This window comes from Streptomyces melanosporofaciens (assembly GCF_900105695.1).
In the GTDB taxonomy this organism is placed as follows: Bacteria; Actinomycetota; Actinomycetes; order Streptomycetales; family Streptomycetaceae; genus Streptomyces; species Streptomyces antimycoticus.
Genome location: NZ_FNST01000002.1, coordinates 6,655,997 through 6,673,672 on the forward strand (window position 1 = coordinate 6,655,997; position 17,676 = coordinate 6,673,672).

At 69.7% G+C, this 17,676-nt stretch carries 20 protein-coding genes and 1 pseudogene; 19 read left to right on the forward strand and 2 right to left on the reverse strand.

The features are described from left to right. Positions 1-12 precede the first annotated feature (12 nt). From BLV72_RS31585 to BLV72_RS31635, 11 genes are all read left to right on the forward strand, one after another. Positions 13-1,245 carry an acyl-CoA dehydrogenase family protein gene (locus BLV72_RS31585; protein WP_093466524.1) on the forward strand — a complete coding sequence of 411 codons (1,233 nt, stop codon included), beginning with the start codon at positions 13-15 and terminating at the stop codon, positions 1,243-1,245. After that, on the forward strand, positions 1,242-2,018 hold the full coding sequence (locus BLV72_RS31590) for an SDR family oxidoreductase (RefSeq protein WP_093466526.1): 777 nt from the start codon (positions 1,242-1,244) through the stop codon (positions 2,016-2,018). The genes BLV72_RS31585 and BLV72_RS31590 overlap by 4 nt, the downstream gene beginning before the upstream one ends. Continuing rightward, entirely contained in the window at positions 2,015-2,794 is a 780-nt protein-coding gene (locus BLV72_RS31595; protein WP_093466528.1) for an SDR family NAD(P)-dependent oxidoreductase, read from the forward strand. Before BLV72_RS31590 ends, BLV72_RS31595 begins: the two co-directional genes overlap by 4 nt. After that, entirely contained in the window at positions 2,791-3,582 is a 792-nt protein-coding gene (locus BLV72_RS31600) for an enoyl-CoA hydratase/isomerase family protein (protein ID WP_093470663.1), read from the forward strand. Before BLV72_RS31595 ends, BLV72_RS31600 begins: the two co-directional genes overlap by 4 nt. A 29-nt stretch (positions 3,583-3,611) precedes the next feature. Next, entirely contained in the window at positions 3,612-4,760 is a 1,149-nt protein-coding gene (locus tag BLV72_RS31605; RefSeq protein WP_093466530.1) for an acetyl-CoA C-acetyltransferase, read from the forward strand. Positions 4,761-4,850: 90 nt separating this feature from the next. Beyond that, positions 4,851-5,474, forward strand: coding sequence for a TetR/AcrR family transcriptional regulator (locus tag BLV72_RS31610; protein ID WP_093466532.1), 624 nt, complete (start codon positions 4,851-4,853; stop codon positions 5,472-5,474). A 204-nt stretch (positions 5,475-5,678) separates the two neighbouring features. Further along, a complete protein-coding gene (locus BLV72_RS31615; RefSeq protein ID WP_093466534.1) occupies positions 5,679-6,047 on the forward strand; it encodes a nuclear transport factor 2 family protein in 369 nt (122 codons plus the stop codon). Continuing rightward, a complete protein-coding gene (locus BLV72_RS31620; protein ID WP_059143257.1) occupies positions 6,044-6,421 on the forward strand; it encodes a hypothetical protein in 378 nt (125 codons plus the stop codon). Before BLV72_RS31615 ends, BLV72_RS31620 begins: the two co-directional genes overlap by 4 nt. 56 nt (positions 6,422-6,477) lie before the next feature. After that, positions 6,478-6,798 (forward strand): EthD family reductase, encoded by a 321-nt coding sequence (locus tag BLV72_RS31625; RefSeq protein ID WP_093466535.1) that lies wholly within the window; start codon positions 6,478-6,480, stop codon positions 6,796-6,798. 92 nt (positions 6,799-6,890) lie between these two features. Continuing rightward, the gene (locus BLV72_RS31630; RefSeq protein WP_093466537.1) at positions 6,891-8,396 is read left to right on the forward strand and encodes a class I adenylate-forming enzyme family protein; all 1,506 of its coding nucleotides are present in this window, start codon (positions 6,891-6,893) and stop codon (positions 8,394-8,396) included. Continuing rightward, positions 8,393-9,454, forward strand: a complete 1,062-nt coding sequence (locus tag BLV72_RS31635) for an MBL fold metallo-hydrolase (RefSeq protein ID WP_093466539.1) — start codon at positions 8,393-8,395, stop codon at positions 9,452-9,454. The genes BLV72_RS31630 and BLV72_RS31635 overlap by 4 nt, the downstream gene beginning before the upstream one ends. A 75-nt stretch (positions 9,455-9,529) precedes the next feature. Here the strand turns inward: BLV72_RS31635 and BLV72_RS31640 are convergent, their stop codons facing one another. Next, positions 9,530-10,288 carry a TetR family transcriptional regulator gene (locus BLV72_RS31640; protein ID WP_208905787.1) on the reverse strand — a complete coding sequence of 253 codons (759 nt, stop codon included), beginning with the start codon at positions 10,286-10,288 and terminating at the stop codon, positions 9,530-9,532. Between the two features lie 132 nt (positions 10,289-10,420). On the opposite strand from BLV72_RS31640, the gene BLV72_RS31645 reads away from it, so the two are divergent. The 3 genes from BLV72_RS31645 (at position 10,421) to BLV72_RS31655 (ending at position 13,004) form a co-directional block, all read left to right on the forward strand. After that, positions 10,421-11,206 carry an electron transfer flavoprotein subunit beta/FixA family protein gene (locus tag BLV72_RS31645; protein WP_093466541.1) on the forward strand — a complete coding sequence of 262 codons (786 nt, stop codon included), beginning with the start codon at positions 10,421-10,423 and terminating at the stop codon, positions 11,204-11,206. An 84-nt stretch (positions 11,207-11,290) separates the two neighbouring features. After that, entirely contained in the window at positions 11,291-12,253 is a 963-nt protein-coding gene (locus BLV72_RS31650; protein WP_093466543.1) for an electron transfer flavoprotein subunit alpha/FixB family protein, read from the forward strand. An 82-nt stretch (positions 12,254-12,335) separates the two neighbouring features. After that, positions 12,336-13,004, forward strand: a complete 669-nt coding sequence (locus BLV72_RS31655) for a class I SAM-dependent methyltransferase (protein ID WP_093466545.1) — start codon at positions 12,336-12,338, stop codon at positions 13,002-13,004. A gap of 48 nt (positions 13,005-13,052) precedes the next feature. Here BLV72_RS31655 and BLV72_RS31660 read toward each other — a convergent pair whose 3' ends face one another. Continuing rightward, positions 13,053-14,009 (reverse strand): alpha/beta fold hydrolase, encoded by a 957-nt coding sequence (locus BLV72_RS31660; RefSeq protein WP_167746431.1) that lies wholly within the window; start codon positions 14,007-14,009, stop codon positions 13,053-13,055. Between the two features lie 208 nt (positions 14,010-14,217). Here BLV72_RS31660 and BLV72_RS31665 point away from each other — a divergent pair, with 208 nt between their 5' ends. The 5 genes and pseudogenes from BLV72_RS31665 to BLV72_RS50280 all read left to right on the forward strand — a co-directional run bounded on the left by BLV72_RS31665 (position 14,218) and on the right by BLV72_RS50280 (position 17,647). Then, positions 14,218-15,186: an SMP-30/gluconolactonase/LRE family protein gene (locus BLV72_RS31665; RefSeq protein ID WP_093466549.1), complete on the forward strand. Its 969-nt coding sequence runs from the start codon at positions 14,218-14,220 to the stop codon at positions 15,184-15,186. A gap of 88 nt (positions 15,187-15,274) precedes the next feature. Further along, positions 15,275-16,141 (forward strand): helix-turn-helix domain-containing protein, encoded by an 867-nt coding sequence (locus tag BLV72_RS31670; protein WP_093466550.1) that lies wholly within the window; start codon positions 15,275-15,277, stop codon positions 16,139-16,141. Between the two features lie 39 nt (positions 16,142-16,180). Further along, positions 16,181-16,597 (forward strand): hypothetical protein, encoded by a 417-nt coding sequence (locus BLV72_RS31675; RefSeq protein WP_143059817.1) that lies wholly within the window; start codon positions 16,181-16,183, stop codon positions 16,595-16,597. Between the two features lie 162 nt (positions 16,598-16,759). Next, a pseudogene (locus BLV72_RS50275) lies at positions 16,760-17,212 on the forward strand (tellurite resistance TerB family protein); the annotation flags it as partial. A 99-nt stretch (positions 17,213-17,311) separates the two neighbouring features. Beyond that, positions 17,312-17,647, forward strand: a complete 336-nt coding sequence (locus BLV72_RS50280; RefSeq protein ID WP_244321461.1) for an ArsR/SmtB family transcription factor — start codon at positions 17,312-17,314, stop codon at positions 17,645-17,647. The last annotated feature ends 29 nt before the right edge of the window (positions 17,648-17,676 follow it).

A 17,676-nucleotide genomic window follows, 5' to 3' on the forward strand; every position in this document is an offset into this window, starting at 1 on the left:
ACAGGAGCAATCGTGGATTTCGGATACTCGCCACGGGCGAGTGAACTCCAGGACCGCATGCGGTCGTTCATGGACGAACACGTCTTCCCCGCGGAAGCGACGTACGACCGGCAGCTGGCCGAAGGGGACGACCCGCACGCCCTGCCGCCGGTGATGGCCGAGCTGAAGGAGAAGGCCCGCGCCGAGGGCCTGTGGAACCTCTTCATGGCGCACGGCGACTGGGGCGCGGGGCTCAGCAACCTCGAATACGCGCCGCTCGCCGAGCTGGCGGGCCGCTCCATCATCGGCCCCGAAGTGTTCAACTGCTCGGCGCCCGACACCGGCAACATGGAGCTGCTCGCCCTGTACGCCACCCCCGAGCAGCAGGAACGCTGGCTGCGCCCGCTGCTCGACGCTCAGATCCGCTCATGCTTCGCCATGACCGAGCCGGAGGTGGCGAGCTCCGACGCCCGCAACATCCGCACCCGCATCACCCGCGACGGCGACAGCTACGTCGTCAACGGCCGCAAGTGGTACACCTCCGGGATCCTCGACCCCGACTGCAAGCTGATCATCCTGATGGGCAAGACCGACCCGGACGCGCCCACCTACCGGCAGCAGTCCATGCTGCTCGTCCCCCGGGACACCCCGGGCGTCACCGTCCTGCGCGACCTGCCGATGTTCGGCTACACCGACCGGCTGGGACACGGCGATGTGCTCTTCGAGAACGTCCGGGTCCCGGCCGAGAACATCCTCGGAGGGGAGGGCGAGGGCTTCGCGCTCGCCCAGGGACGGCTGGGTCCCGGCCGGATGCACTACGCGATGCGCGCCGTGGGTTTCGCCGAGCGCGCCCTGCGGCTGATGTGCGAGCGCGTCACCGAACGCACCGCCTTCGGCGGGCCGCTGGCCGACCAGGGAGTGGTCCGGGAGTGGATCGCCCGCAGCCGCATCGAGATCGAGCAGCTTCGTCTCCTCGTCCTCAAGTCGGCCTGGCTGATGGACACCGTCGGCAACGCCGCCGCCCGTATGGAGGTCGCCGCCATCAAGGTGGCGGCGCTGGAGGTCGCCCACAAGGTGGTCGACCGGGCGGTGCAGGCACACGGCGCGGCGGGGGTCAGCGACGACACCGTACTGGCCCGGCTGTACGCCATCACCCGGGCGCTGCAGATCGCCGACGGCCCCGACGAAGTCCATCTGCGGACGGTGGCCCGCCAGGAACTCGCGCCATACAAGAAGAAGACCGACACGGAGACGGGGGCGGCGTGAGCGCCAACAGCCTCGACGGCAAGGTGGCCGTCATCACCGGCGGATCCCGCGGCATCGGCCTCGGCATCGCCACCGCCTACCGGGCGGCCGGCGCACATGTGGTGATCGCGGCCCGTAAACCGGCCGGACTCGCCGAGGCCCGCGAGGAGTTGCTGCGCGTCAAGGGCGACGGCGATGTGCGCACGGTGGTGGCGAACGCGGGCGAACCCGACCAGGCCGAGCGGTGTGTCGAGGAGACCATGGCCCGCTTCGGCCGCCTCGACCTCCTCGTCAACAACGCGGCGACCAACCCGTACCACGGAGATCTGCTCGACCTGGACCTGCCGCGCGCGGAGAAGACCGTCCGCGTCAACCAGTACGGCATGATCGCCTGGACCCGGTGCGCCTGGCGGGCCTGGATGGCCGAACACGGGGGAGCGGTGGTCAACATCGCCTCCGTCGGCGGGCTCATCGTCGACCCGCACATCGGCTACTACAACGCCACCAAGGCCGCCATGCTGCATATGACCCGGCAGCTCGCCTATGAACTGGGGCCGCACGCCCGCGTCAACGCCATCGCCCCCGGGCTGATCAAGACCGAGCTGGCGCGGGCGGTGTGGGAGGTCCGAGAGCCGATCCTCACCGCCAAGCTGCCGCTGCGGCGCCTCGGCACCGTGGAGGACGTGGCCCGGGCGGCGCTCTTCCTGGCCTCCGACGCCTCCTCCTGGATGACCGGCCAGACCCTGGTGCTCGACGGCGGCGCGACCGCCCTGCCGATCGGGGTGGAGGGATGAGCGCGCCGCCACCTGCCGCGGAGCTGTTCTCGCTCGAGGGCAGGACGGCCGTGGTCACCGGCGCGTCCGCGGGGCTCGGCGCACGCTTCGCCGCCGTCCTCGCGCAGGCCGGCGCCACCGTGTTCGCCGCCGCCCGGCGGATCGACCGGCTGAAGGAACTCGCCGACTCCGACGCGCGCATCCACCCCCTCGCCTGCGACGTCTCGCTCGCCGCCGACCGTACGCGGCTGATCGAGACCGCGCGGACCACCACCGGCCGGCTCGACATCCTGGTCAACAACGCGGCCACGTCCGGCGAGACCCGCGCCGAGGACGAATCCCCGGACGCCTTCGCCGACGTCCTCGGCACCAATCTCACCGCCCCCTTCCACCTGGCACGCCTGGTGGCGGAGGCACCCGTCGGGGACGGCGCGCCACCCCGGAGCGTCATCAACGTCTCCTCCATCCTCGGCCTGGTCACCGCCGCCCCCCTGGGCGGCGCGAGCTACGCGGCGTCCAAGGCCGGGCTGATCGGGCTGACCCGGGAGCTGGCCGGACAGTGGGGCGGAAGCGGGACCCGTGTCAACGCCCTCGCCCCGGGCTGGTTCCGCACCGAGATGACCGCGGACCTCTTCGGCGATGAGCGCTCCAGCCGCTGGGTCGACCGCAACACTCTGCTGCGGCGCGGCGGCGACGCCCATGAACTCGACGGCGCGCTCCTGTTCCTGGCCTCGGACGCCTCCTCGTACTGCACCGGGCAGATCCTGACCGTCGACGGCGGATGGACCGCGCGATGAGGGTCGGCATCGAGATCGACGACGGTCTGGCCCGCGTCACCCTGCGCCGCGGCGAGGCGGGAAACGCCATCGACCTTCAGATGGCACGCGAACTGCTGGACGCGGCGCGGGTGTGCGCCGCCGAGTCCGTACGTGCCGTGCTGCTGACCGGCGAGGGGAAGTCCTTCTGCGTCGGCGGTGACCTCGGGGAGTTCGCCCGGCTCTCCGGCGAGGTGCTGGAGAAGCACCTCATCGAGGTGACCGGCGCGCTCCACGAGGCCCTGCGCACGTTCGCGGCGGGCGACGCGCCCGTGGTGGCCGCCGTGCAGGGCGCCGTCGCCGGTGCGGGCATCGGCCTGGCCGCCTCCGCCGATGTGACCCTCGCCGCCGACAACGCCTCGTTCACCACCGCCTACACTGGGATCGGATACTCACCGGATGCCGGAGTGAGCTGGTTCCTGCCCCGGCTCATCGGCCCCAAGCGGGCCCTGGACCTGCTGCTGACCAACCGCCGCGTCAAGGCGGCGGAAGCCGAGGCCATCGGCCTGGTGAGCCGGATCGTCGCCCCCGACCGGCTGGCCGCCGAGGCCGTCCGCACGGCCGAGACCCTGTGCGGCGGACCCACCGCCGCCTTCGGCGCCACCCGCCGTCTCGTCGCCACCGGGCTGACCTCGGACCTCGGTCCGCACCTGGACCGCGAGGCCCGTGCGATCGCCGCCGCGGCCGCCTCCGCCGCGGGCCGCGAGGGCGTCGCCGCCTTCCTGGGCAAGCGGGCGCCCGACTTCTCCCGCGCCGCCCCCAGCACCTGACACCTCCCCGAAACCCCTGGAGCCCCACCGTGTCGGAAGCATTCATCGTCGGAGCCGTCCGCACCCCCGTCGGCCGCCGCAAGGGCGCGCTCAGCGGCGTGCACCCCGCCGATCTCGGCGCCCATGCGCTGCGCGCCCTCTTGGAGCGCACCGGAGCCGACCCGGGCGCCGTGGACGACGTGTACTTCGGGTGCGTCAGCCAGATCGGCGCGCAGACCGGAAACGTCGCACGCACCGCATGGCTGTCGGCCGGCCTGCCGCAGCACGTCCCCGGCACCACCATCGACCGCCAGTGCGGCTCCTCGCAGCAGGCCGTGCACTTCGCCGCCCAGGCGGTCGGCTCCGGGGCCGCCGATCTGGTGGTCGCCGGCGGGGTGGAGGTGATGAGCCTGGTGCCCATCGCCAGCCCCATGACCGTCGGCGAACAGGCCGGTATGGGCAGCCCGTACGCGGGGGACGGCTGGCGCGAGCACTTCGGGGACCAGGAGGTCTCCCAGTTCCGCGGGGCCGAACTGATCGCCGAGAAGTGGGGCGTCTCCCGGGCGGACATGGAGGAATTCGCACTCACCAGCCACCGGCGCGCACTCGCCGCCCAGGCCGGCGGCGCCTTCGACGACGAGATCACCCCGGCCTTCGGACTCACCGCCGACGAGGGTCCGCGCGCCGACACCACCCTGGAGAAGATGGCCGGGCTGAAGACCCTCACCGAGGACGGCCGGCTGACCGCCGCCGTCTCCAGCCAGATCTCCGACGGAGCCGCCGCCCTGCTGATCGCCTCCGCGGAGGCGGTGCGCCGCCACGGCCTGACCCCGCTCGCGCGGGTGCACACCATGGCCGTCGTCGGCTCCGATCCGATCCATATGCTGACCGGCCCGATCCCCGCCACCGAGAAGGTCCTGGACCGGGCCGGGCTGTCGATCGGCGACCTCGATCTGGTGGAGATCAACGAGGCGTTCGCCTCCGTCGTCCTCGCCTGGCAGAAGGAGATCGGCGCCGACCCGGAGCGGGTCAACGCCTTCGGCGGCGCCATCGCCCTCGGCCATCCGCTCGGCGCCACCGGCGCCCGGCTGATGACCACGCTCGTTCACCAACTGCGCAGGACCGGTGGGCGCTACGGTCTGCAGACGATGTGCGAGGGCGGCGGCATGGCGAACGCGACCGTGCTGGAGCGCCTTTGACCCGGGTGCGTTCACGTCGATTGGCAACTGAGTTCAGCTTGGGGCTACTCTCGGGTACCGACACGGTGGGCTGCAGCCAGGAGACGAGGCATGGCGACGAGAATCGTTGAACCGGAAGCGGGACCGAGGTCCAAGCGCGCCGCCATCCTGGCGGCCGCCGTCGACTGCTTCGGCGAGACGGGGTTCGAGGCCACCAAGTGGTCCACCGTGGCGGAGCGGGTCGGCATCGGGCAGACGGCGCTGTACCACTACTTCGAGTCCAAGACGCACTGCCTGCTGACCATCATGCGGCTGGAGCTCCAGCGGTCCCATGACAAGTTCACGGAGGCGACCGAGGGCGTCGAGGACCCGACCGAGGCGCTCCGGGCGGCCGTGCGCGCGGCCTACGACGTCTCGGAGCAAGAGGTCCTGCAGATGCGGATCCTGCACAACCACATGGATCTGCTCTCCGGCACGCGCAAGTCCAAGCGGGAGGAGGCCGAGCGCGTCGAGGCCCGCAAGCTGGTCCAGCTCGTCGAGCGGAACTGGACGAACCTGCTGGTCCGGGGCATGTCCATGGGTGCCTTCCCGCTCCGGGACGCGCAGCTGCTGGGCTCGGGCGTGCTCGGGCTGATCGTCAGCGTGTGGCGGTGGTACCGGCCCTCGGGGCCGACGCCGCTGTCCGAGATCAGCGAGCTGATCGAGGGCGCCTGCGTACGTATGGTCGCCACGTGACCCCCTGAGCGGCTCCTTGTCGCTTCCGGCCCCCGGCGGATATCCGCCGGGGGCCGTTTCGCGTTTCGTGCGGACTCTTGTCAGCCGTGTTTCCCCGGGATTAGCATCCAATCTGAATTGAACTGAACTCAGGTTGATCCGGGGGTCGTCCCAACGGCCCCGGGTCCCCGAGAGCGCTCGGCCACCCATCGAAAGGGCGCAGTCATGACGTTGCGCACGTATATGGCCAGTATGGACAGCGACCATCCGGAACGGACGCTGGACCTGCTGGAACCCGACTTCCGCTTCCTCATCGCCCTGCCGGGCAGTGAGGTCACCGGCACATCCAAGGAGGACTTCGCCGCCTATATCGCCGGCCGGAACCCCAAGGACCGGTCGCATGAGATCCTGCGCCACAGCCGGGACGGTGACGTCGAGACCGTGTACGGGGTGGTGACGGAGGGTGGGCGGTACACCGGCTCCTTCCTCTCGGCCGCGGTGATCTCGCCCGGCGGGCTCCTGTCGCGCTACCAGTCCTTCTTCACCACCTCGTTCGAACTGGTCGACTGGGTGAGCGACGGGAGCCGGGCATGACGGACACCCCGGCCGCGGCCCCCTTCCTCACCGCGTGGTTCGAGATACTGGACGGCGACGAGCCGTCCCGGATCCTCGACCTGATCAGCGACGACTTCTCGCTGTCCATCCTGTTCTCCACCGGTGACGGCAACGCCACCGACTTCGCCGGGGACCGCGCCGCCCTCGTCGGCTATCTCGAACAGCGTGAGAAGGGTACCCGTACCCACCATCTGCTGTCGGCGACCACGCTCGGCCAGGACGAGCTCTTCCTGGGCGAGGTACGCCGGGCGGGCGTCCCCGAGGCCAGCTTCGTCGCCGCCGGGCAGGTGAACGGCGAAGGCCGGCTGCGGCGCCTGCTCATCGGGCGCTCGTCCGAGATCCGCTTCACCTGAGCGGTCTCGGACCCGCTCACCACCCACATCCCCTCGACCCCGTGCGGAGCACCGTCATGTACAACCTCGTCCTGCTGGCAGCCCGGCCCCCGGAGTGGACGCATGAGCAGTTCATCACCTGGTGGCGCGGCGACCACGCGGAGCTGACCTACCGCCTGCCCGGGCTGCGCTCCTGGCGCCACACCGATATCGACGCCGCTCTGGAGCCGCGTTCCGAGGGCTGGGACGGGATCTCCGTGCTCGGCTTCGACTCCCCGGAGGACCTGAAGAAGGCCCTCGCGAGCCCCGAGTGGGCCGAGGCCGTCGCCCAGGTCGGCGACATGAAGGGCCGCCGGATCGCGGTCATGGGACACGAGGCGGAGATGTTCGCCGCCTGAGGATTCCGGGGCCGCCCGGCAGGGGGCCAGCGGCAGGTCAAGCACCACAGCGTTCGGCAAGCGGAGTTCGGCACAGCGCAACGAGGGGCAGGATGCGACAGGTAGCGCGGGAGTTCCAGCAGAAGGCGGAAGAAGCGGACTTCACCGCCGTGATCGACGACACCGGCAGCCATACGGCCCGGCAGCTGCTCGACGAGGCCGTACGGCTGGCCGGAGCGCTGTCCGCGGGCGAGGCCGACGGCTCGGTCGGCACCGTCCTGGTCCAGGCGGACAACTCATGGCGCACCGTCGCCGCCACCCTCGCCGTGGGGCTGCGGGGCGGGGTCCTCGCGGTGGTCAATCGGCACACCACACCCGCCGAGTTCACCGCCGCATGGGAGGACATTCGCCCGGACGCCGTCGTCGCCGAGCCCTCGGCGATGGACGAGTGGGCGGTGCCCACCCGGCTGCCGGACCCGGCGCGGACGGTGCTCGACGGGTGGACCTGCCGATCCGCACCGGACAGCCGTGAGGTGTCGCGGTGGGCCGGTGGCGCCCTCATCGGCCTGACCTCCGGATCGACCGGGCGCCCCAAAGGCGTCGTCCAGTCCGAGCGGGCCCTGCGCTACGCCGCCACGAGCACCATCGACATCAACGGCCTGGCGCCGGGCGACGCCGTCGCCGCGATCGTGCCGCTGTCGTCCACGGCGGCGTACTGCTTCGGGGTCTATCTCTCCCTCCTGCTGCGCGGCCCGCTCGTCCTGACCGGGAAGTGGGACCGGGCGGTCGCGCTGCGGCGGATGGCCGACGCCGGTGTCCGCTGGACCATGTGCGTACCGACCATGGCGCTGCAGATGGGCACCGAGGCGGCCGGATCCGGCGTCCTCCGGGGCGTCCGGTCGATCACCGTCGGCGGCGGGCCCATGGACCGCGGGGCCCTGGCCCGGGCCGAACGGTCCCTGGGCACCAAGATCCTCCGCGTCTTCGGCATGTCCGAATGCCTCGGCCACACCTCGCCGAGCCCCGACGACCCCGAGGAGATCCGGCTCGGCAGGGACGGCCGCCCCTTCCCGGGGACGGACGTGCGCGCGCTCACCGCCGACGGTCAGCCGGCCGGCCCGGGGGTGACCGGCCGGGCACAGGTCCGCGGCCCCTCCCTCTTCCTCGGGTACGCCCGCGAGGGCAGGACCGATCCGCCCGAGCTGACGGGGGACGGCTATCTGCCCACCGGCGATCTGCTGATGGTCCACGGCGACGGCACCCTCACCATCATGGGCCGCGAGAAGGACATCATCATCCGCGGCGGCCGCAACATCGACATCACCGAGATAGAGCGTGCGGTCGCCAGCCACCCACGCGTGGCCAGAGCCTGTGTCGCACCGGTCCCCGACGATGTCCTCGGCGAACGCGTGGCGCTGCTCGTCGTCGCCGAGGACGGCGGCGGCGTCGAACTGGCCGAGGTGACCGGCCATCTGGAGAGCGTCGGTCTGTCCAAGACCAAGTGGCCCGAGTACGTCTACGGTGTCGAGGAGCTGCCCCAGACGAAGGTCGGCAAGCTCGACCGGGGCGGGGCCCGGGACCTGGCCATCAGGCTGCATACCCGCGAAGGAGGATCATGACGGCACGGTTCGATCAGGCTCCCTGGGCGGAGGCCGGAATCCAGACCGTACAGCCCGGGGTGCACCGCGTGCCGCTGCCCCTTCCGGGCGACGGGCTGCGCGCCGTCAACGTCTACCTCCTGGAGGATCTGGCCGACGACGGCATCGTCATGATCGACGGGGGCTGGGCGATCCCCGAGGCGCGCAAGGTGCTCGAGGACGCCCTGGCCGCCATCGACCGCGACCCCGGCGACATCAGCCACATCCTGGTCACCCACATCCACCGCGACCACTACACCCAGGCGGTGGAACTGCGCCGGCTGCTGGGCTCGCGCGTCTACCTCGGCGCGGGGGAGCGCCCCGGCCTGGAGATGCTCGACCGGCTGCGCAGCGACCAGCCCGTGGGCTCGCTGCGGACCCTGCGCGCGGCGGGAGCCGGGGACCTTGCCGACCGCATCGAGGCGATGGACCACGGCGGCTACGACCCGAGCGTGTGGGAGGCCCCCGACCGCTGGCTCGGCGCCGAGACCCTGCGCTTCGGCGAGCGCGAGCTGCGGGTCGTCCCCACCCCCGGACACACCAAGGGCCATGTGGTCTTTCTGGACGAAGAGCGGGGGCTGGTGTTCTCCGGGGACCACGTCCTGCCGCATATCACCCCGTCCATCGGCTTCGAGCTGGCCGAACCGGGCGGCCGTCCGCTCGCCGACTACCTGGACTCGCTGCGGCTGATGACCCGCTACGCCGACGCCCGCCTGCTGCCCGCACACGGGCCGGTGGCCGACAGCACCCACACCCGGGTCGACGAACTGCTCACCCACCACGACGAACGGCTGGCCAGAAGCCTGGCGGCGCTGGGCGAGAACACACTCGACGCCCACGCGGTGGCGCGCAAGCTGGCCTGGACGCGACGGGCCGTGCCGTTCGTGGAGTTGAGCGCCTTCAACCAGATGCTCGCGATCAATGAGACGGCCGCACACCTCGATGTCCTGGTATTGCGGGGCCGGGCGACGGTGGCGTTCGCCGACGGTGTGCATCGGTACACGCGCGCGGCAGTTGGCGGGTCGGCGCCGCCCTCATGAACCCGGCACCGGCCACGGTATGGCACTGAGTACCCTCTCCGGGTGCTGAGTGCCACGCCGGTGGCCAGTCGGTGGCTAGTCGTCCCCCAACGTCTTCTCGATCTTCTGCACCACGCGCCACAGGGGAGCCTTCCGCGGCGCGACGATGACGACCACATCGTCCTCCTCGCTCTGCGGCGTGGGCGCGGCGCCGCTCTCCGCGGATTCGCGGGCACTGCCCCATGTCTGCCGGAGGAATGCCAGCGACTGATCCACCGCCTGCGCGCCGTCGCCGTGCCCCCCGCTCCGCAGCCAGGTCCGCAGCCCGTTGTTGTGCGCGGCGACGATGGCCGCGGCCTGCACTTCGGCCCGCAGCGCTCCGTTCGGGTCTCCGGCATAGCGTTGCCGCAGGTAGTGGGCCAGGGTGCGCTCGTAGCGGTGCACCACGGACAGCTCGTAGCCGCGCAGGCTGGGCACCTCGCGGGTGAGCCGATAGCGCTGTACGGAGAACTCCGGATTCGCGGCGTACATCCGCATGACGAGCCGGGCCGCGTCACAGATCACGTCGAGCGGTTCGCCGTCGGTGCTCGTGGCGAGGAAGGCGCTCATCTCGGTCAGGCAGCGCTCATGGTCGGGGAAGACGACGTCTTCCTTGGACGGGAAGTAGCGGAAGAACGACCGGCGCCCCACGCCGGCCCGCGCCACGATGTCGTCCACCGTGGTCCGCTCGAAGCCATGCTCCACGAAGAGCTGGAACGCGGCCTCGATGAGTACCTCGCGCATAGGTGCCTTGCCGGACGGCCCGGGCCCGCCCACCGCCGCGGTCGCCCCGCCGTCGTCGCGTACGTCCGCCATGGGGGGAACGTAGCACCAGCGCCCGGCGAAAGCGATACTGAGTGCCTTTACTGAGGGTACTGAGTGCCATATCCTCATCCAGGTGCTCCGGTGGGGCAGCGCGGACATCCACGAACAGTAAGGAGAGCCGGCGTGAGCTTGAGGATCGTTGTCTGTGTGAAGTACGTGCCCGACGCCACCGGCGACCGGCACTTCGCCGAGGACCTGACCGTCGATCGCGACGATGTGGACGGCCTGCTCTCGGAGCTGGACGAGTACGCGGTCGAGCAGGCCCTCCAGATCGCCGACGAGGCCGATGACGCCGAGATCACCGTGCTGACGGTCGGTCCGGAGGATGCCAAGGACGCGCTGCGCAAGGCGCTGTCGATGGGTGCGGACAAGGCCGTGCATGTCGAGGACGACGATCTGCACGGCACGGACGCGCTGGGTACTTCGCTGGTGCTGGCCAAGGCTGTCGAGAAGGCCGGGTATGACCTGGTGGTCTGCGGGATGGCGTCGACGGACGGCACAATGGGTGTGCTTCCGGCGATGCTGGCGGAGCGGCTGGGTGTGCCGCAGGTGTCGCTGCTGTCGGAGGTGTCGGTCGAGGACGGCACGGTGAAGGGGCGCCGGGACGGTGACTCCGCGACGGAGTTGCTGGAGGCGCGGCTTCCGGCGGTGGTGTCGGTGACGGACCAGTCGGGTGAGGCGCGTTACCCGTCGTTCAAGGGCATCATGGCGGCGAAGAAGAAGCCGGTGGAGTCCTGGGATCTGGAGGACCTGGAGATCGAGGCGGACGAGGTCGGTCTCGAGGGTGCCTGGACCGCGGTGGACGGTGCCACGGAGCGTCCGGCCCGTACCGCGGGCACGATCGTCAAGGACGAGGGCGAGGGCGGCAAGCAGCTGGCCGCCTTTCTCGCGGAGGGCAAATTCATCTGATGCCGCCTGGCGGGTCAGAAGTTCATCTGAGCCGCGCTGTCCTTACCGTCCATTTCTTTCGCATGTCGCAGGAGAGCGATTCCCATGGCTGAAGTCCTTGTCTATGTCGACCACGTGGACGGTGCCGTCCGCAAGCCCACCCTTGAGCTGCTGACTTTGGCCCGCCGTGTCGGCGAGCCCGTCGCCGTCGCGCTGGGTGCCGGTGCCGAGAACACCGCGTCCGTTCTGGCCGAGCACGGTGCGGTGAGGGTGCTGACCGCTGACGCGTCCGAGTTCGCCGACTACCTCGTGGTCCCGAAGGTGGACGCGCTTCAGGCCGCGTATGAGGCGGTGTCGCCGGCCGCTGTGTTGTTCCCGTCCTCCGCGGAGGGCAAGGAGATCGCGGCGCGCCTCGCGGTCCGTATCGGGTCGGGCATCATCACCGACGCGGTGGATCTGGAGGCGGGTGAGGGGGGTCCGGTGGTGACGCAGTCGGTGTTCGCGGCCGCTTTCACGACCAAGTCCCGGGTGTCCAAGGGCACGCCGGTGATCACGGTGAAGCCGAATTCGGCGGCGGTGGAGGCCGCTTCGGCCGCGGGTGCGGTCGAGGGGTTGTCGGTGTCGTTCTCGGAGCAGGCGAGGGGGACGAAGGTGGTTTCGCGTACGCCGCGTGAGTCGACGGGGCGTCCGGAGTTGACTGAGGCGGCGATCGTGGTCTCCGGTGGCCGTGGTGTGGGTGGTGCGGAGAACTTCCCGGTCGTCGAGGCGTTGGCCGACTCCCTGGGTGCGGCGGTGGGTGCTTCGCGTGCGGCGGTGGACGCGGGCTGGTATCCGCACACCCATCAGGTCGGTCAGACCGGTAAGACGGTCTCGCCGCAGTTGTACATCGCGGCGGGTATCTCGGGTGCGATTCAGCACCGGGCCGGTATGCAGACCTCGAAGACGATCGTGGCGGTCAACAAGGACGCCGAGGCTCCGATCTTCGACCTGGTCGACTACGGCGTGGTCGGTGACCTCTTCGAGGTCGTCCCGCAGCTGACCGAAGAGGTCAAGACCCGCAAGGGCTGACGTCGGACCGGCAGCCCCTTGCGCCTCCCCGACCGAGGTCGGACAGTGCTGCTGACGGCCATCGCCACCCTATTGTTGGCTGATGCGCACACACCGTATGGACCGCCCGGCCGATCTCGACGTGGTCCGAGAGTCCTATGACCGGGTGGCCGACAACTACGTCCACATGGTGGTGACGACGGGAGTCGGTGACATCCGTCGTCATCCCTGGCTCAAGGCGTCCATCGACGCCTTCGCCGACACCGTGGGCGACCTCGGGCCCGTCCTCGACGTCGGCTGCGGACCCGGAATGGTGACCGCCTATCTCGCCGAACGTGGACTCGACGTGTCCGGAGTCGATCTCTCACCCCGCATGATCGAAAACGCGCGCCGTCTTCATCCGCAATGCCGCTTCAGCGTCGCCTCCGTCACCGACCTCGACCTCGAGGAAGCGTCGCTCGGCGGCGTACTCGGGTGGTGGTCGCTGTTCACCCTCCCTCGCGACGTCCTTCCCCAGGTCCTCACCTTGTTCGCGCGCGCCCTGAAGCCGGGCGGACACTTCATCACCGGGACACACGTCGGCGACGAGGACAAGGTGCGCACCGAGGCCTACGGAGGTGTGCCCGTTCGCTGGACGACACACAAATGGCGGCCGGAACAACTCGTGGACCTGATCGAGCAGGCCGGCCTGCACCCGGTCGCCGAACTTCGGCTCCCCGCGGCCGAGCACACCGGGCCGAGCGTGGTCATCATGGCCGAGCGACCCGCCTGAGGACCGGCCGCGCCCGGATGTCGGGCGTGGCGACTCGGCGCGCCGGGCTCACGAGCCGGCCCTGAGGAATTCGATGAGCGCGGCGTTCACCTCCGCCGGGCGTTCCTGCTGTGTCCAGTGTCCGCAGCCCGCCAGTTCGAGGGGCGCGCGTCGCAGGTTGGGCATCAGATCGGGCAGGCTCGCGATGAGTTCGGGCGTGCCGGGGAAAGCGGGAACGGGGTCGCGGTCGCCGTAGATGTACAGGGCGGGCGGGGTGACGACGGCGCCGTGCCAGGGCGCGGTCAGTTCCCAGTTGCGGTCGAGATTGCGGTACCAGTTGAGAGCTCCGGTGAAGCCCTGGGAGAAGCTCTCGGTGAGCGCGTCGAGGTCGTCCTCGGTGAACCACTCCGGCAGTACGTCGGGGTCCTGCATGGTGGCGAGCCAGCCCCGCTCGGGGTCGACGAGCGGCTGGTCGACCGTGTCGGGAGCGTCGCCGGAAATCGAGTAGAAGATCTTCCGCAATGTGGTGCGGGTGTCCCTCGCGAACTCGGCGTCGGCGACACCGGGGCGGTTGAAGTAGTTCCAGTAGAAGCGGCCACCGAACCTCTTCTCCATGGCGGCCAGCGGAGGCTGCGAGCCGCGGAACGGCGGTGGGACGCTCAGGCCGGCCACCCCGAGCACCATGTCCGGCCGTAGCAGCGCGGTGTTCCAGGCGACCGGCGCGCCCCAGTCGTGCCCGACGACATACGCCTTGTCCTCGCCCAGCGCCCGGATCAGGCCGACGACGTCGCCGACCAGGTGGAGGATGCTGTACGCGTCGACGTCCTCGGGATGGTCGCTGCGCCCGTATCCACGCTGGTCGGGGGCGACCACTCGGAACCCCGCCTCGACCAGGGGGCCGAACTGGTGGTGCCAGGAGTGCCATGACTCGGGAAAGCCGTGCAGCAGCACGACCAGGGGGCCTTCGCCTTCCTCGGCGATATGCAGCCGAATCCCGTTCGTGTCGACCATTCGATGCTCAACCATGCGTACGAGCGTACGCGTCATGATCGTCGGCGATGTGGAGGATCGGCCTGCGCCTGCGCCGGACAGCATGGTCCTGCGGTTCAAGGGACCAGCCGGGTACTGGTTGAGCCACGCGGGTGCGCTGATGCTTCTTCCTGCGGGCCAGCCTTCGGTTCTGTTTGCCGCGGTGGCCCGCCCTTGATGAAGCGCGTCACCTTCGGAGGCGATCATGCCAAAACACCTTGTCTTCCACCTGGCGGTGACCACTGCCGGCGCCCTGATCGGACTTACCGCGGTCTCGTCAACGGCCGAAGCGGCTGTGCCGCCCCTCTCGCACCCGCGGATCGTCGCCCATTTCGACCGTCCAGCCGGGCAGGTGGCGGAGAGCGTCGTCGTGCGGCCGAACGGGTCAGCGGATGTCGGGTTCATCCTGTCGCGGCAGGTGGCTCACGTCACGCTCGGCGGACACGTTGAGGTATTGGCGACCATGCCGCTCCCCGCGGATGGGGGAGTGAACACCCCTGGCCCCGGGGCCGCCGCGGTGACAGGGATCGAACGAACCGGAGATGGAACCCTCTACTTCCTGTATTCGGCAGGGGACGCATCCCTCACCGGCCTCTGGAAACTGCGCCCGGGAGGAAAGCCGGAGCGCGTCGCCGCTCTTCCGGCGGCGAGCTTCCTCAACGGACTTGCCAGGGACGACCGTACGGGCAACTTCTACCTCACCGACTCCACACAGGGCAGAGTGTGGCAGGTCGGATCGCACGGCGGAACTGCCGCGCTCTGGGCCGCGGGAGAGGATCTCGCCCCGACGCACTTCTTCGGCGCCAACGGCGTGAAGGTGCACAACGGAGCTGTATGGGTCTCCAACCTCGATCGAGGAACAATCCTTCGGATACCGCTGACAGAAAAGGGAACGGCCGGTCCGCATCAGGTCATGGCATCCGGACTCGACAGCGTCGATGATTTCGCCTTTACCGGCCGCGGTGATCAGCTGCTGGCCGCGCTCAATGTCCCGAGCAAGGTGGTCCTCATCACTCCGGGCAAGGCCGGCCGTATCGTCCTCGATGAGAGCGATGGTCTGCAGAACACCACAGCACTGGCGGTCGACGGCGACACGGTCTACGTCGCCAGCGGTGCGCTCACCACAGGCGGGGATGCGAATCTTCTGACGGCCCACCTCGGTCACCACGACTGAGGCGACCACGGCCGCGCCGGCTGCCCGGCAGTTATCCCAGGAACGGCAGTCCCATGTTGCCGACCGCCGGGTCGGCAACAATGGGAACATGAGTCGTCCAGAGAACTCGCTGGGTAACGCGCTGCGTGGCTGGCGTGCCCGCATTACGACGGAAGACGTCGGACTGCCGGCCACCCGCCGGCGGCGCACCGCCGGCTTGCGCCGCGAAGAGCTCGCCCATCTGGCGGGAATATCCACGGATTACCTTCTGCGCCTTGAACAGGGCCGGTCCCAGCGCCCCTCTCGCGACGTCGTGGCCGCACTCGCCCGCGCGCTGCAACTCAGTACGGATGAAACCTGCCATCTGCACCTGGTGGCCGGGCTCCGTCCGCCGACGCCGCCCACCATCCCGCATCAGATGCCGCCTGGTGTACAACGGCTTGTCAGCCGCTGGGGAAACATCCCGGTGGGCGTGTTCTCCGCCTCATGGACCCTGCTGACATGGACGTCCATGTGGGCGGCCTTGCTGGGTGACCCGTCCCTTCGATCGCCAGAAGAGCGAAACCTGGTACGCGCGGTGTTCAGCGAGCCGTCGGATACGGGCCGTCCGCTCTTTCCCGTCGAACAGAGCACCCCCGAATTCAAAGCTGCTCTGGTCGTAGACCTTCGGATAACGCACGGTGCATACCCTCATGATGAGGACTTCAGAATGCTGATTGATGAGGTTATGAGTAACAGCGAGGAGTTCCGGAGCCTGTGGAGCACCCCAGCGCTCGGCTCCCGCCTGGGCGGCCATAGACGCCTGCGGCATCCTCTTGTGGGGGAGATAGGTCTCGACAACGATGTGCTGAAAGTGCCTGACCACGACGTGAGGATCGTGACCTATACGGCAGAGCCGGGCTCTTCGGATGAGGAAAAACTCGAGTACGTGCGAATTGCCGCCACCCAGACCACGCAGCCGCTGTCATCCGGCTGAGCCGTCGGGAGCGGACCGCGCCAGGCGATGGAACGGTTCATGGCCGAGCTCAGAGACCAGGTCGGGGCTCGACCGGGCGCGCGGGAGATCATCTTCGGCGGGCACTCGCTCGCGCTCGACCAGGCGGAGTGGGCCAGTTGTACGGCGACCCACACCGCCACCAAGCGCTTCCTGTACCCGACGACCCACGACAGCACATGGGACTTCGCGGTGGGCAGGTACCCGTACTACGGCGGGCCTGTGGTGCGCGTGCACTTCTACCAGCCAGGCCGCCGAGCCGACCAGCCCGAGGAGTGCACTCCGCGGCTGCACAACGGCATGATCTACATCTGTCGGGCGGGGTGCCGAGAAGCCGGTGCTGACCGTGCCTCTGAGCTACCCCGACGCGCAGTTGATTCCGGCCCTTTTCGCCACACTCACGTCGTGATGGATCGAGCACCGGTGGGCGACCCGTAGGTATCACCGACCGGCGATTCGCCAGGTGGCCGTGGTGTGCCGCAACCGATCATTTGAAGCCAAGGGGAGCGCGGGTGTCGCGGCGGCGCGCGAGGGGGCTCTACAAACCTGTAGATTCTGTTTTCTCCTCACTATGGAGGTATTACTGACAAGGAGATGCAGATGACGCTGTGGGACCGCCTCAAGGACTCGGTCCAGACGATGCAGGCTCAGCTCACGGCGAAGAAGAACGACTTGCGGAGCGGGGCTTTCCGGGACGCGAGCATGGCGATGTGTGCCTTGGTGGCTGCGGCGGACGGCACGATCGATCCGTCCGAGCGGCGGCGCGTCGCCCAGCTCATCGCCACCAACGACGTGCTCCAGAACTTCCCCGCGGACGATCTGCACCGCCGCTTCGAGGACCACCTCGACGAGCTCACCACGGACTTCGCCCTCGGCAGGGCGAGCGCCATGCGGGAGATCGGCAAGGCGAAGCGGAGGCCCGCCGAGGCCCGGGCCGTCATCCAGATCGGCATCGTCATCGGCTGCGCCGACGGCTACTTCGACGACAGCGAGCGGGACGTCGTCCGCGAGGCGTGCTCAGCCCTGGACATCCCCCCGACCGAGTTCGACCTCCACCGCCCCCTGCGCGTTCCCCGCCCGTCCCGGGCCCCGGATGAGCTCCCGCAGGCGGCCGGCGACCAGGTGTCCGGGCAGGCGGAATCCGGTACGGGAGTGGCCGTACGCCCCGAGGCCGCCGTACCCGGCGACGACCTCCAGGTCTTCCTCAAGGCGCTGACCAGCGGAACCCGTCAGAAGCTCTTCGCACACTTCATCAATGGCGAGGAACTGACCGTCGGCGAGGTGGCCGAGCGGGCCGGACTCGGCCCGTCGACCACCTCCGAGCACCTCGCGGTCCTCCGGCGCGGCGGCCTGCTCCAGTCGACGCGCAGCGGCAAACTGGTCCGCTACCGCGCGGACCGGGAAGGCATCGCCGAACTGCTCGGGCAGCTCCATTCCTACCTTCTCGCCCCCTCCGAACCGCCGGGCCCCTCTCCTACCCAGGGCTGAGCAACACCGGCGGCTTGGCGGCGGCCCTG

Coding starts and splice junctions, on each gene's coding strand:
- BLV72_RS31655 (WP_093466545.1), top strand. CDS start 12,336: ATGCGCACACACCGTATGGACCGCCCGGCCGATCTCGACGTGGTCCGA.
- BLV72_RS31650 (WP_093466543.1), top strand. CDS start 11,291: ATGGCTGAAGTCCTTGTCTATGTCGACCACGTGGACGGTGCCGTCCGC.
- BLV72_RS31615 (WP_093466534.1), top strand. CDS start 5,679: ATGACGTTGCGCACGTATATGGCCAGTATGGACAGCGACCATCCGGAA.
- BLV72_RS31595 (WP_093466528.1), top strand. CDS start 2,015: ATGAGCGCGCCGCCACCTGCCGCGGAGCTGTTCTCGCTCGAGGGCAGG.
- BLV72_RS31670 (WP_093466550.1), top strand. CDS start 15,275: ATGAGTCGTCCAGAGAACTCGCTGGGTAACGCGCTGCGTGGCTGGCGT.
- BLV72_RS31635 (WP_093466539.1), top strand. CDS start 8,393: ATGACGGCACGGTTCGATCAGGCTCCCTGGGCGGAGGCCGGAATCCAG.
- BLV72_RS31610 (WP_093466532.1), top strand. CDS start 4,851: ATGGCGACGAGAATCGTTGAACCGGAAGCGGGACCGAGGTCCAAGCGC.
- BLV72_RS31660 (WP_167746431.1), bottom strand. CDS start 14,009: ATGGTTGAGCATCGAATGGTCGACACGAACGGGATTCGGCTGCATATC.
- BLV72_RS31665 (WP_093466549.1), top strand. CDS start 14,218: ATGCCAAAACACCTTGTCTTCCACCTGGCGGTGACCACTGCCGGCGCC.
- BLV72_RS31675 (WP_143059817.1), top strand. CDS start 16,181: ATGGCCGAGCTCAGAGACCAGGTCGGGGCTCGACCGGGCGCGCGGGAG.
- BLV72_RS31625 (WP_093466535.1), top strand. CDS start 6,478: ATGTACAACCTCGTCCTGCTGGCAGCCCGGCCCCCGGAGTGGACGCAT.
- BLV72_RS31600 (WP_093470663.1), top strand. CDS start 2,791: ATGAGGGTCGGCATCGAGATCGACGACGGTCTGGCCCGCGTCACCCTG.
- BLV72_RS31620 (WP_059143257.1), top strand. CDS start 6,044: ATGACGGACACCCCGGCCGCGGCCCCCTTCCTCACCGCGTGGTTCGAG.
- BLV72_RS31630 (WP_093466537.1), top strand. CDS start 6,891: ATGCGACAGGTAGCGCGGGAGTTCCAGCAGAAGGCGGAAGAAGCGGAC.
- BLV72_RS31640 (WP_208905787.1), bottom strand. CDS start 10,288: ATGGCGGACGTACGCGACGACGGCGGGGCGACCGCGGCGGTGGGCGGG.